12 protein-coding genes and 1 pseudogene are annotated in these 12,960 nt (G+C 68.8%); 11 read left to right on the top strand and 2 right to left on the bottom strand.

Annotation, left to right across the window (positions count from 1 at the left end; translation table 11 throughout):
• Window positions 1-98: 98 nt before the first annotated feature.
• Window positions 99-677, top strand: coding sequence for a hypothetical protein (locus tag ACZ6EG_RS20720; protein ID WP_391970233.1), 579 nt, complete (start codon window positions 99-101; stop codon window positions 675-677).
• A gap of 74 nt (window positions 678-751) precedes the next feature.
• Here the strand turns inward: ACZ6EG_RS20720 and ACZ6EG_RS20725 are convergent, their stop codons facing one another.
• Entirely contained in the window at window positions 752-1,057 is a 306-nt protein-coding gene (locus ACZ6EG_RS20725; RefSeq protein ID WP_356605937.1) for a ferredoxin, read from the bottom strand.
• A 245-nt stretch (window positions 1,058-1,302) separates the two neighbouring features.
• Here ACZ6EG_RS20725 and arc point away from each other — a divergent pair, with 245 nt between their 5' ends.
• The 6 genes and pseudogenes from arc (at window position 1,303) to prcA (ending at window position 7,457) form a co-directional block, all read left to right on the top strand.
• Window positions 1,303-3,069, top strand: a complete 1,767-nt coding sequence (gene arc, locus ACZ6EG_RS20730) for a proteasome ATPase (protein ID WP_356605935.1) — start codon at window positions 1,303-1,305, stop codon at window positions 3,067-3,069.
• Between the two features lie 232 nt (window positions 3,070-3,301).
• Window positions 3,302-4,813, top strand: coding sequence for a depupylase/deamidase Dop (gene dop, locus ACZ6EG_RS20735; protein ID WP_356605933.1), 1,512 nt, complete (start codon window positions 3,302-3,304; stop codon window positions 4,811-4,813).
• Between the two features lie 177 nt (window positions 4,814-4,990).
• Window positions 4,991-5,209, top strand: a complete 219-nt coding sequence (locus ACZ6EG_RS20740; protein WP_043374843.1) for a ubiquitin-like protein Pup — start codon at window positions 4,991-4,993, stop codon at window positions 5,207-5,209.
• 39 nt (window positions 5,210-5,248) lie between these two features.
• Window positions 5,249-5,835, top strand: a pseudogene (locus ACZ6EG_RS20745) (endonuclease VII domain-containing protein).
• Window positions 5,787-6,632 carry a proteasome subunit beta gene (gene prcB, locus ACZ6EG_RS20750; protein WP_356605928.1) on the top strand — a complete coding sequence of 282 codons (846 nt, stop codon included), beginning with the start codon at window positions 5,787-5,789 and terminating at the stop codon, window positions 6,630-6,632. Before ACZ6EG_RS20745 ends, prcB begins: the two are co-directional and overlap by 49 nt.
• A gap of 63 nt (window positions 6,633-6,695) precedes the next feature.
• Window positions 6,696-7,457 carry a proteasome subunit alpha gene (prcA, locus tag ACZ6EG_RS20755; protein WP_356605926.1) on the top strand — a complete coding sequence of 254 codons (762 nt, stop codon included), beginning with the start codon at window positions 6,696-6,698 and terminating at the stop codon, window positions 7,455-7,457.
• A 60-nt stretch (window positions 7,458-7,517) separates the two neighbouring features.
• On the opposite strand, the gene ACZ6EG_RS20760 is transcribed toward prcA, so the two are convergent.
• Window positions 7,518-8,537, bottom strand: a complete 1,020-nt coding sequence (locus ACZ6EG_RS20760) for a LacI family DNA-binding transcriptional regulator (protein WP_391970234.1) — start codon at window positions 8,535-8,537, stop codon at window positions 7,518-7,520.
• A gap of 133 nt (window positions 8,538-8,670) precedes the next feature.
• Here ACZ6EG_RS20760 and ACZ6EG_RS20765 point away from each other — a divergent pair, with 133 nt between their 5' ends.
• The 4 genes from ACZ6EG_RS20765 (at window position 8,671) to ACZ6EG_RS20780 (ending at window position 12,886) form a co-directional block, all read left to right on the top strand.
• On the top strand, window positions 8,671-9,930 hold the full coding sequence (locus ACZ6EG_RS20765; protein WP_391970235.1) for an MFS transporter: 1,260 nt from the start codon (window positions 8,671-8,673) through the stop codon (window positions 9,928-9,930).
• A gap of 9 nt (window positions 9,931-9,939) precedes the next feature.
• A complete protein-coding gene (gene pafA / locus ACZ6EG_RS20770; protein ID WP_052837743.1) occupies window positions 9,940-11,301 on the top strand; it encodes a Pup--protein ligase in 1,362 nt (453 codons plus the stop codon).
• 151 nt (window positions 11,302-11,452) lie between these two features.
• Window positions 11,453-12,454 (top strand): FKBP-type peptidyl-prolyl cis-trans isomerase, encoded by a 1,002-nt coding sequence (locus ACZ6EG_RS20775; RefSeq protein WP_391970236.1) that lies wholly within the window; start codon window positions 11,453-11,455, stop codon window positions 12,452-12,454.
• Window positions 12,455-12,514: 60 nt separating this feature from the next.
• Window positions 12,515-12,886, top strand: coding sequence for an FKBP-type peptidyl-prolyl cis-trans isomerase (locus ACZ6EG_RS20780; RefSeq protein WP_373906441.1), 372 nt, complete (start codon window positions 12,515-12,517; stop codon window positions 12,884-12,886).
• Window positions 12,887-12,960 lie beyond the last annotated feature (74 nt).

Consider the following 12,960-nt stretch of genomic DNA (forward strand, 5'->3'; position numbering starts at 1 on the left):
GCACGAGCGCGTACCCACCCCACCGTTCCCCCGCACTGTGACGTGTGGCACGATGCTGGCCACACCCGCCGGTACAGCCCTCACAGGAGACACTCCTCGTGCAGCACCCCGCCGTTCCGGACCTGTCGCACACGCACACCCGCCCCATCCACTGGGTCGCCACCGCCACGGCCCTCGCCGGGGTGGTCGCCCTGTCCTCGGTCCTGCAGCCCGACGCCGCGACGGCGGCACAGACCGCCGTGCCCGAGACGAAGAACGCCCCGGCCCACATCGCGCCCCCCGACCCGGCGGCCGTCGCCTTCCCCCTGGAGTGCGGACCGGTCAAGGCGGTGGTGCAGAAGAAGGCCTCCGGCGACCTCGACGGCGACGGCCGGCCGGAGACCGTGGCCGTCGTGCACTGCGACGCGCCCATGGGCACCCCGCCCGACGGGGTGTACGTCCTTACGCCCGGCGCCGACGACGGCGCGCCCCGCGTCGTCGCCACCCTCGTGGCCCCCGGGGACCGGCGGACGGTCACCGACTTCACGGTGCGCGCCGGTGTCGTCCGCGCCACGCTCCTCGGCTACTCGTCGGCCGACGTGCCCAGTTGCTGCCCCGACGTCACGGAGGACGTGAAGTGGCAGTGGAAGAACGGCACGTTCGTCCGCGACACGCCGTCCCAGGCGCGCACCGTCTGACCGGCGGCCCCGCGACGGAGGGTGCGACCCGGCCGTCACCGGTCACGCAGCGTGCAAAATGAGTAACGGTTCGGTCACTCTGTGTCCGGGCCGTAGACCTCGACCCTGTCCGAAACGCGACGCACGTGGATGCACTCGCCCGGACACTCCTTCGCGGAGTCGACCACGTCGGTGAGAAGCGGCAACGGCACGGGCGTTGTCGCCCCCTCCGCCTGGAGGAGCTCGTCGTCCGCGCCCTTGACGTAGGCCAGACCGTCGATGTCCAGCTCGAACACCTCGGGCGCGTACTGCGCGCAGATGCCGTCGCCGGTACACAGGTCCTGGTCGATCCAGACCTCGAGCGCCTCGCCGTGGACTCCGGCCTCCTGCTGCACGCTCATCTCTCCTGCCGTTTGCTACGTCGAGCCCTTCGGGAATCCGGCCAGCTCTGACGGGTGTTGAACGCTTCGACCCTACCTCCGGCTGGGTTCCATTCACGTTCGGTGGGTATTCCCCTGGCGTGAGGGAGAGCGCAAGGGTGAAGATCGGACACACCCCGACAGTCTTTGTGATCTAGGGGTTTCAATCGACACCCACCCAGGTAGGGTCTGGAAGCGTCCAGCTCCCCTTGGAGGAGGTGAGGACCGTGGCAGCCCACGACGACGACATGAACCGCGGCATCCGCCCGGGACGCGGGTCCGAGGACCCGGCCGGGCAGGTGGCCTACCTTGAGCAGGAGATCGCCGTCCTGCGACGCAAGCTCGCCGAATCTCCGCGGCACACGAGGATCCTCGAAGAGCGGATCGTCGAACTGCAGACCAATCTGGCCGGCGTGTCCGCCCAGAACGAGCGACTCGCCGGTACGCTCCGCGAGGCCCGCGACCAGATCGTGGCCCTCAAGGAGGAGGTCGACCGGCTGGCCCAGCCACCGGCAGGCTTCGGCGTCTTCCTGCAGGCCAACGAGGACGGCACCGCCGACATCTTCACCGGCGGCCGCAAACTCCGGGTGAACGTCAGCCCGAGCGTCGAGCTCGAGGAGCTCAGGCGCGGCCAGGAAGTGATGCTCAACGAAGCTCTCAACGTGGTCGAGGCCATGGAGTACGAGAGCGTCGGTGACATCGTCACCCTCAAGGAGATCCTCGAGGACGGCGAGCGGGCCCTGGTGCTCGGTCACACCGACGAGGAGAGGGTGGTGCGGCTCGCCGAGCCGCTGCGGGGCATCACCATCCGCCCCGGCGACGCCCTCCTGCTCGAACCCCGCTCCGGCTACGTCTACGAGGTCGTGCCCAAGAGCGAGGTCGAGGAGCTCGTCCTCGAAGAGGTCCCCGACATCGGCTACGAGCAGATCGGTGGCCTCGGCGGACAGATCGAGATGATCCGCGACGCCGTCGAGCTCCCCTATCTCTACCCCGACCTGTTCAAGGAGCACGAGCTGCGTCCGCCCAAGGGTGTCCTGCTCTACGGGCCCCCCGGATGCGGCAAGACACTCATCGCCAAGGCGGTCGCCAACTCGCTGGCCAAGAAGGTCGCCGAGGTGACCGGCCAGGCCGCCGGCAAGAGCTTCTTCCTCAACATCAAGGGTCCGGAGCTTCTCAACAAGTACGTCGGTGAGACCGAGCGGCAGATCCGCCTGGTCTTCCAGCGGGCCCGTGAGAAGGCCAGCGAGGGCACCCCCGTCATCGTCTTCTTCGACGAGATGGAGTCCCTCTTCCGCACCCGCGGCTCCGGTGTCAGCTCGGACGTGGAGAACACCATCGTCCCGCAGCTGCTCGCCGAGATCGACGGCGTGGAAGGCCTGCAGAACGTGGTCGTGATCGGTGCCTCCAACCGTGAGGACATGATCGACCCCGCCATCCTGCGGCCCGGCCGGCTCGACGTGAAGATCAAGATCGAACGTCCGGACGCCGAGGCGGCCAAGGACATCTTCGGCAAGTACCTCACCGAGCGCCTCCCGCTCCACTCCGACGACCTCGCGGAGCACGAGAAGGACAAGGCGGCCACCGTCCAGAGCATGATCCAGACGGCGGTGGAACACATGTACGCCGAATCCGAGGAGAACCGCTTCCTGGAAGTCACCTACGCCAACGGCGACAAGGAAGTCCTCTACTTCAAGGACTTCAATTCCGGCGCCATGATCGAGAACATCGTGGGCCGCGCCAAGAAGATGGCGATCAAGGACTTCCTCGACAAGAACCAGAAGGGCCTCCGCGTCTCCCACCTCCTCCAGGCCTGCGTGGACGAGTTCAAGGAGAACGAGGACCTGCCCAACACCACCAACCCGGACGACTGGGCCCGGATCTCCGGAAAGAAGGGCGAGCGGATCGTGTACATCCGTACGCTCGTCACCGGAAAGCAGGGCGCGGACACCGGACGCTCCATCGACACGGTGGCGAACACCGGTCAATACCTGTAAAAGGCGGGGCGGCTGCGGGTGCCCTCGGCGGGTACCCGCAGCCGACTGTTTTCCGGAGCCCCGACTGGAGCAAGGCAATGCCGCAAATGATCTCCCCACCAGCGCAAAGGCGTTCTAGGCTCTTCCGTACCGCCGAGTCGCGCAGTGCGGGGACGGGCACCGCACACGCATCGGAGCGCCAGCGGTACGCGAGCGGCGCCCAGGACGGGCGCCGCCGGGCAAGGAGGGCCGCATGACCGTACGGCGAGTAATGGGCATCGAGACGGAGTACGGAATCTCCGTCCCCGGCCACCCGAACGCCAATGCCATGCTCACCTCGTCCCAGATCGTCAACGCCTACGCGGCGGCGATGCACCGGGCCCGCCGGGCCCGCTGGGACTTCGAGGAGGAGAACCCGCTGCGGGACGCGCGAGGCTTCGACCTCGCCCGCGAGGCCGCCGACTCCAGCCAGCTCACCGACGAGGACATCGGCCTGGCCAACGTCATCCTCACCAACGGAGCACGGCTCTACGTCGACCACGCCCACCCCGAGTACAGCGCACCGGAGGTCACCAACCCGCGCGACGCCGTGCTGTGGGACAAGGCCGGCGAGCGGATCATGGCCGAGGCCGCCGAGCGGGCCGCCCAGCTTCCCGGCGCACAGCCGATCCACCTCTACAAGAACAACACCGACAACAAGGGCGCCTCCTACGGCACGCACGAGAACTACCTGATGAAGCGGGAGACCGCCTTCTCGGACATCGTGCGCCACCTGACGCCCTTCTTCGTCTCCCGCCAGGTCTTCACCGGAGCCGGCCGCGTCGGCATCGGCCAGGACGGGCACGAACACGGCTTCCAGCTCAGTCAGCGCGCGGACTACTTCGAGGTCGAGGTGGGCCTGGAGACGACGCTGAAGCGGCCCATCATCAACACCCGCGACGAGCCGCACGCGGACGCCGAGAAGTACCGGCGCCTCCACGTGATCATCGGCGACGCGAACCTGTCGGAGATCTCCACCTATCTGAAACTGGGCACGACCGCGCTCGTGCTCTCGATGATCGAGGACGGCTTCATCGCCGTCGACCTGGCCGTCGACCAACCAGTGCGCACCCTGCACCAGGTCTCGCACGACCCGACGCTGAAGCGCCTGGTCACCCTGCGCAGCGGCCGGACACTGACCGCGGTCCAGCTCCAGATGGAGTACTACGAGCTGGCCCGCAAGTACGTCGAGGAGCGCTACGGCGCGGACGCCGACGACCAGACCAAGGACGTCCTGGGCCGCTGGGAGGACACCCTCAACCGGCTCGAGAACAACCCGATGAGCCTGGCCGGCGAACTGGACTGGGTCGCCAAGCGCGAGCTCATGGAGGGCTACCGGCGCCGCGACGACCTGGACTGGGACGCGGCCCGCCTGCACCTCGTGGACCTCCAGTACGCCGACGTACGGCCCGACAAGGGCCTGTACAACCGCCTGGTGGACCGCGGACGCATCAAGCGGCTGCTGGACGAGTCGGAGGTCGAGCGGGCCCGTACGAAGCCGCCGGAGGACACGCGCGCCTACTTCCGCGGACGCTGCCTGGAGCAGTACGCGGACGACGTCGCGGCGGCCTCCTGGGACTCGGTGATCTTCGATCTGCCGGGCCGGGACTCGCTCCAGCGGGTGCCAACCCTGGAACCGCTTCGCGGAACGCGTAATCACGTCAAGGAGCTCCTGGACCGCTGCCGGACCGCGGAAGACCTGGTCAAGGTCCTGGCCGGCCAATAGGCGCGGTGAGCGGGTACACGGAGGAGACCGCCGGGCAGGGTGGAAAGCCACCCGGTCCGGGAACCATCGAGATGGCCCCCGTTCGTTGGAGAAACGCGGGGCCGATGTCGGACCCGGCTTGTAGGGTCTGATCTTGACCGAGCAACTGTGTCGGGCGAACCGAGCGGGGTGAGGGTTATGGCGACCAAGGACACCGGCGGCGGGCAGCAGAAGGCCACGCGTTCCACCGAGGAGGTCGAGGAGCAGGCGCAGGACGCGCAGGCTTCCGAGGACCTCAAGGAGCGTCAGGAGAAGCTGAACGACGACGTGGACTCCGTCCTCGACGAGATTGACGATGTCTTGGAGGAGAACGCAGAGGACTTCGTGAGGTCGTTCGTTCAGAAGGGCGGCGAATAGCCTTCGAATCGAAGGTAGCGGGGGGGGCTTGGGTTGAAAATGGAAGGTGACGCGAAGCGCTGCGTGCGGTGCGGCGACTGCAAGCCGCGCGCAGACTTCGCTCGCAACCGGTCGAACCTGGACGGCCTGCAGCATCACTGCCGAGATTGTGCGTCGGACTACCATCGGGCGCGGCAGCAGGCCTTGGGTCGGAAGGTGCGCCCCAAGGTGGAAGTGCCTGAAGGTCACAAACTCTGCATCAAATGTGGCGAGGTCAACCCTGGAGCGAGTGGCACCGCAATGCGACCGCGTCGGATGGGCTATCCACTCGTTGCAAGGCTTGCCGGGCCGTTGAGGGACGTGCCGGACATCTCAAGCGTCATTACGGCCTCACCGAAGCCGAGCGGGACGAGATGGTGGCTTCTCAGATGGGCCTCTGCGTGATCTGTCTGAAGGCTCCGGCCGTACACGTGGATCACTGCCACAAGACGGGTAAGGTCCGTGGCGTACTGTGCTTCAACTGCAATTCGGCCATCGGCAAGTTGGGAGACGATCCCGACGCTGTTCGTCGGGCTGCCGCCTACTTGGAGGGAACTTCGTGGAAGCCAACACTCGTAGCACCGGGCGTCTACCAGCTGCCTTCCTGACGCCTGGCTCCTCCTCCTTCATGGACTTCCTGGGCGACCACCAGCCGGAGCTGCTCCCGGGCAACCGGCAGCTGCCGCCGGTGCAGGGTGTCGTCGAGGCGCCGCACGGCACGACGATCGTGGCGGTGACGTTCCCGGGTGGTGTCGTCCTGGCCGGTGACCGCCGGGCCACGATGGGCAACATGATCGCCCAGCGGGACATCGAGAAGGTCTTCCCGGCCGACGAGTACTCCGCGGTGGGTATCGCGGGTACGGCGGGTCTGGCCGTGGAGATGGTGAAGCTGTTCCAGCTGGAGCTGGAGCACTTCGAGAAGGTCGAGGGTGCGCAGCTGTCGCTGGAGGGCAAGGCGAACCGGCTGTCGACCATGATCCGGTCCAATCTCGGCATGGCGATGCAGGGGCTGGCCGTGGTGCCGTTGTTCGCCGGGTACGACGTGGACCGCGGCCGGGGGCGCATCTTCTCGTACGACGTGACGGGTGGGCGCTCCGAGGAGCAGAGCTACGCGACCACCGGGTCGGGGTCGATCTTCGCCCGGGGTGCGATGAAGAAGCTCTTCCGTGAGGACCTGACCGAGGAGCAGGCCACCACGCTCGTGGTCCAGGCGCTGTACGACGCGGCAGACGACGACTCGGCGACCGGTGGTCCCGATGTCGCCCGCCGGATCTACCCGATCATCACTGTGATCACCGAGGACGGCTTCCGCCGGCTCGGCGACGACGAGTCCGCGGAGCTGGCCCGCTCGGTGCTGGAGCGGCGGCTCGAGCAGCCCGACGGGCCGCGGGCCGCGTTGCTGTAGCGGGCGCGGTCGGTCGTGTTGTCAGGTGGTGCGGTGACTTCTTCAGAAAGGGATGGATAACCGGTGTCGACGCCGTTCTATGTCTCACCCCAGCAGGCGATGGCCGACCGGGCGGAGTACGCCCGCAAGGGCATCGCCCGTGGTCGCAGCCTGGTCGTGCTGCAGTATGCCGACGGCATCGTGTTCGTCGGCGAGAATCCGTCCCGTGCGCTGCACAAGTTCAGCGAGATCTACGACCGGATCGGCTTCGCGGCCGCCGGTAAGTACAACGAGTACGAGAACCTGCGGATCGGTGGTGTGCGCTATGCCGATCTGCGGGGTTACACGTACGACCGCGACGATGTGACGGCCCGGGGCCTGGCCAATGTGTACGCCCAGACGCTGGGCACGATCTTCTCCAGCCAGGCCGAGAAGCCGTACGAGGTGGAGCTGGTCGTCGCGGAGGTCGGTGAGAGTGCCGACGGTGACCAGATCTACCGGCTGCCGCACGACGGCTCGATCGTGGACGAGCACGGCTCGGTCGCGGTCGGCGGCAATGCCGAGCAGATCAGTGGCTACCTGGATCAGCGGCACCGCGACGACATGACCCTGGCCGAGGCGCTGAAGCTCGCGGTCCAGGCGTTGTCGCGTGACACCAACGGCAGTGAGCGGGAGATTCCGGCGGAGCGGCTGGAGGTCGCGGTGCTGGACCGTACGCGTCCGCAGAAGCGGAAGTTCAAGCGCATCGTGGGCGGTCAGCTGTCGCGGCTGCTGGATGCGGGGGCGGGCGCCGAGGACCTGTCTCTGCCGGACGAGGACGGGGACGACGGCGAGGGCGAGAAGTAGCGGACAGCCGCTGCGCGAGACCCTTCGAGCGGCGCCGGGTGCCATGGGCCCCGGTGCCGCTCAGTTCTTCTCCGGTGGCGGTGCCGTGGAGCCTCGTACCACCAGGTGCACCGGGATGTCTCCCGCCTCGGGGGTCCGGCCTTCCATCACCGCCAGGAGGGCGCGCATCCCGCGTTCGCCGAACAGCTCGGCGTCCAGGCGGACGGTGGTCAGCTCGGGGTCGATGGCGGTGGCCAGGCCCAGGTCGTCCAGACCGGTGATCGAGAGGTCGTCGGGGACGCGGAGCCCGGCGCGCCGGGCCGCCTTGTACGCGCCGACGGCCAGTTTGTCGTCGTCGCAGACGAGCGCCGTGGGCCGGGGGCCCGGCACCGCCAGGGCGGCCTCCGTGGCGGCCAGGGCGCCCTCGACGGAGATGGGGGCGTGTGCGGTGCGGAGTGCGGCGCCGGTGACGGTGGAGAGCCGTGCGGCCAGTTCCCGGGCGCGGATCTCGAAGGTCCAGGACGGTACGTCGGCCGCCAGGTGGAGGAAGCGGCGGTGCCCCAGGGACACCAGATGCTCGGTGACCTGGCGGATGCCGTCGGCGATGTCCAGGTTGACCGTCGCGGCCCCCAGGCTGCCCTCCGGGTCGCTGTCCAGCATCACCAGCGGCAGTTGGTCGCCCCGGATCGCGGTGAGCGCGTCGGCCGCCATGGAGGAGGCGATGACGCCGTCCAGGGCCGCCGGGGCGGAGGCGAAGGGGTCCCTGGCCGGGCCCACGCCCTCGGGGGAGGGGTAGAGCACCACGCCGAAACCGTGCTCGGCGGCGACCCTTGCGGCGCCCGTGTAGACCTCCGCGAAGAACTCCGTGGTCAGCGCGGGAACGACCAGGAGGACCGTGCGGGTACGGCCGAGGCGGAGGTTGCGGGCGGCGAGGTTGGGGCGGTAGCCGAGCTCGACGGCGGCCGCGCGGACGCGCTGGGCGGTGGGCTCGGACACGCGGCCGCGCCACTTGTCGCCCAGCACCAGGGAGACCGCGGCCTGGGAGACGCCCGCGGCCTGGGCGACGTCCCGGCTGGTCGGGCGGGTGCTGCCTCGTGCCACCGTGCGCCTGCGCTTTCGTGTGGACTCGTTCGTGTGGACTCGTGGACAGGCGACATGGTACGTATGGCACAGCTAGTTATACGTACAACCCGCTTGAGGCAGGGCCTCGCGGGTTCCTGGGAAGGGGGCGGCCGTGGTCGCCGGATACCTGGACATCCTCCGGGCGCGGCATGCCGTGCGGCTGCTCGTCGGCACGCTGGTGGGGCGGCTGCCCAACGCCACCGCGGCGATCGCGATCGTGCTGTTCGTGCGGGCCGAGGGCGGCTCCTACAGCCTCGCGGGAGCACTGGCCGCCGTGTACGGGGTCGCCAACGCCGTCGGCCAGCCCGTGCTGGGGCGGCTCGTGGACCTGCACGGGCAGCCGCGGGTGCAGTTGCCGGCCGCCGTGGTCTCGGGCCTCGCCATGGGGGTGTTCGCCTTCGTCGGCACCGGGACGGCCTGGCTCGCCTACGCGGCGGTCGGGGTGTCGGGGCTGTTCACACCGCCGCTGGAGGGTGGGCTGCGGGCGCTGTGGCCCAGCGTGCTCGGCAAGGAGGACCAGGTGCACACGGCGTACGCCATGGACGCCATCGCGCAGGAGGTCATGTTCACCGTCGGGCCGCTGCTCGTGACGGTGTGCGTGGCGCTCTGGTCGCCGCTGGTGGCCCTGCTCGTGCTCAACGCGGTGGGTGTGCTCGGCGCGCTGTCCGTGGTGGTCTCGCCGCCCTCGCGCGCGTGGCGGTCGGCGCCGCGCGAGGCGCACTGGCTGGGCGCGCTGCGCTCGCCCGGGCTGCTGGCGCTGCTGGGTGCCTTCCTGTTCGTCGGGATGGCGCTCGGGTCCATCACGGTCGCCTCCGTGTCCTACGCGGACACGCACGGCGGGGACGCGGTCTACGGCTGGCTGATGGCCGCCCTGGGACTCGGCGCGCTCGTGGGCGGGGCCGCGTACGGGGCCCGGCAGTGGACCGGTGACCCGGCGCGGCGACTGCGCGCGCTCGTGGCACTGCTGGCGGTGTGTTACGTGCCGCTGCTGCTGATGCCCGGCGCGGTCGCCATGGTGCTGCTCACGGTGCTCGCCGGTGTCTTCCTCGCGCCGTGCATCGCCTGCGCGTTCGTCCTGGTCGATCGGCACGCGCCGCGGGGCACGGTGACGGAGGCGTTCTCCTGGCTGGTGACGACCTTCACCGTGGGCGCGTCGGTGGGAACGGGCCTCGCGGGGCCGGTGGTCGAGCACGGCGGGGCGGTGTGGGGCTTCGCCCTGCCCGGAGCGGCCGGGGTCGTCTCCCTGCTCGTCCTGGCGTGCACCGGACGGGTCCTCGCAGTTCCCGCCCGGCCAGCGGTGGTTGCGGCTTCATCGGAAAATGATCCAAACCGTGCCGTCGAACCCCGTTTCAGTTCGGGTCATCAGGCGTAATGTTCAGTCATGGACCGCCGCATTTTCGGGCTGGAGAACGAGTACGGCGTCACGTGCACGTTCAGGGGACAGCGCCGCCTGTCGCCTGACGAGGTGGCGCGGTACCTCTTCCGCCGTGTCGTGTCATGGGGCCGCAGCAGCAATGTCTTCCTGCGCAACGGCGCCCGCCTCTATCTCGACGTGGGATCGCATCCGGAATACGCCACACCCGAATGTGACAACGTGATCGAGCTCGTCACCCACGACAAAGCGGGCGAGCGCATTCTCGAAGGACTCCTGGTGGACGCCGAACGACGCCTGCACGAGGAGGGAATCGCGGGCGACGTCTACCTCTTCAAGAACAACACCGACTCCGCGGGAAACTCCTACGGATGCCACGAGAACTACCTGGTGGCCCGGCACGGGGAGTTCTCCCGCCTCGCGGACATCCTCATTCCGTTCCTGGTGACCAGGCAGCTGCTGTGCGGGGCCGGCAAGGTGCTGCAGACGCCGCGCGGTGCGGTGTACTGCGTCAGCCAGCGGGCCGAGCACATCTGGGAGGGCGTCTCCTCCGCGACCACCCGCTCCCGTCCGATCATCAACACCCGCGACGAGCCGCACGCGGACGCCGAGCGCTACCGGCGGCTGCACGTCATCGTGGGCGACTCCAACATGTCCGAGACGACCATGCTGCTCAAGGTCGGCGCCACCGACCTGGTGCTGCGCATGATCGAGGCGGGCACGGTGATGCGCGACCTGACCCTGGAGAACCCGATCCGGGCGATCCGCGAGGTCAGCCACGACATCACCGGCCGGCGCAAGGTGCGCCTGGCCAGCGGCCGGGAGGCCTCGGCGCTGGAGGTGCAGCGGGAGTACTACGAGAAGGCCGTGGACTTCTGCGAGCGCCGCGGCATCCGCACCGGCACCGTCGAGCGGGTGCTGGAGCTGTGGGGCCGGACGCTGGACGCGATCGAGGCCGAGGACCTCGACCGCATCGGCACCGAGATCGACTGGGTCATGAAGTACAAGCTCCTGGAGCGGTACCGGGCCAAGCACAACATGACCATGTCGCACCCCCGGGTGGCCCAGATAGACCTCGCCTACCACGACATCCACCGCCGTCGTGGCCTGTACTACCTGCTCGAGAAGAAGGGCCAGGCGGCCCGGGTCGCCAACGACTTGAAGATCTTCGAGGGCAAGTCCGTCCCGCCGCAGACCACTCGGGCCCGGCTGCGCGGCGACTTCATCCGGCGGGCCCAGGAGCAGCGCCGGGACTTCACCGTCGACTGGGTACACCTCAAGCTCAACGACCAGGCGCAGCGCACCGTGTTGTGCAAGGACCCGTTCCGCTCCGTGGACGACCGGGTGGAGAAGCTGATCGCCGGGATGTGAGCCGGACGAGGACGAGGCGGGCACCCCGCACGAGCGGGCGGAACGCCACACGGGCACCGTACGTTAACCGTACGGTGCCCTTCTCGCGTCGTAGAGTTGCGCGCACCCCGTCCCGCAGGATCGACCCGACACCGATAACGAGGCCCCCACCGTGCGCCGACGCTCACTCCTCATCGCCGTCCCCGCCGGACTGGTCACACTCGCCGCGTGCGGCGACGACGACTCCGGTTCGAGCAGCACCGGCGACAGCGCCTCGCCCGAGGCCTCGGGCACGTCGGCACCACCGTCCCCGAAGATCGTCGACGGCCCGCTGCCGGCGATCACCGCGGGCACGAAGTTCGACGAGAAGCCGACCGTGGCCAAGGGCAGCGGCGACCCCTCCAAGGACCTCGCGGTGAAGACCGTCATCGCCGGAGGCGGCAAGGCGGTCGCCGAGAACGACTTCGTGATCGCCAACTACCTCGGCCAGATCTGGAGCAGCGCCAAGGTCTTCGACAACTCCTACGACCGCAAGACCCCGCTGGTCATCCAGCTCGCCCAGGGCAGCATCATCGAGGGCTGGCGGTACGCGCTCGCGGGCAGGAAGACCGGCAGCCGGGTCCAGTTCTCCGTGCCCCCCACCTGGGGCTACGGCCAGCAGGGCAACGAGGAGGCGGGCATCAAGGGCACCGACACCCTGGTGTTCGTGGTCGACGTCCAGGACACCTTCAACGCCAACAGCTCCGCCAAGGGCGAGAAGGTCCCCCAGGACGACGCGGCCCTGCCCGAGGTCGGCACCAACACCGACGGCAAGGCGCCCTCCATCGAGGTGCCCAAGGCCGACGCGCCGAAGAAGCTCGTGGCCGAGTACGTCCTGGAGGGCGACGGACCCGAGGTCGGCGCCCAGGACAGCGTGCTCGTGCAGTACAAGGGCGTGGTGTGGGACGGCGGCAAGGAGTTCGACTCCACGTACGCCAGGAAGCAGCTGACGTCGTTCTCGCTCCAGCAGGTCGTCAAGGGCTGGTCGCAGGGTCTGACCGGCAAGAAGGTCGGCAGCCGCGTCCTCATCGTCATCCCGCCCGACCTGGGCTACGGCGACAACCCGCCGCAGGGCAGCGGCATCGAGAAGGACTCCACGCTGGTCTTCTCCGTCGACATCCTGGCGAAGATGTGACCCCTCGGTGATGTAAGACTTGGCCCGTTGCCTTTCCGTACACAAGCAGGAGCTGAACACGTGAGCATCGACAAGCCCGAGGTCGACTTCCCGGGCGGCGAGCCCCCGGCGGACCTCGAGATCAAGGACATCTGGGAGGGCGACGGCCCGGTCGCGGAGGCCGGTCAGACCGTGACCGTCCACTACGTGGGCGTGGCGTTCAGCACGGGCGAGGAGTTCGACGCCAGCTGGAACCGCGGTGCGCCGTTCCGCTTCCCGCTCGGTGGCGGCCGTGTCATCGCGGGCTGGGACCAGGGCGTGCAGGGCATGAAGGTCGGCGGCCGTCGTCAGCTGACCATCCCGGCCCACCTCGCCTACGGCAACCAGAGCCCGACCCCGGCCATCAAGCCCGGCGAGACGCTGATCTTCGTGGTCGATCTGCTCGGAGTCTGATCGACGTCCGAACGGACAGTGATCAGAGCCGGTCATCCAGGGTCCATGCCTGCTCGGGCATGGGCCCTCGGCTT

It is taken from the genome of Streptomyces sp. NPDC041968, assembly GCF_055589025.1.

Bases quoted from the DNA above. Each gene is read 5' to 3' on its own strand.
- ACZ6EG_RS20725 (WP_356605937.1), bottom strand. From the start codon at position 1,057: ATGAGCGTGCAGCAGGAGGCCGGAGTCCACGGCGAGGCGCTCGAGGTC.
- ACZ6EG_RS20740 (WP_043374843.1), top strand. From the start codon at position 4,991: ATGGCGACCAAGGACACCGGCGGCGGGCAGCAGAAGGCCACGCGTTCC.
- dop (WP_356605933.1), top strand. From the start codon at position 3,302: ATGACCGTACGGCGAGTAATGGGCATCGAGACGGAGTACGGAATCTCC.
- pafA (WP_052837743.1), top strand. From the start codon at position 9,940: ATGGACCGCCGCATTTTCGGGCTGGAGAACGAGTACGGCGTCACGTGC.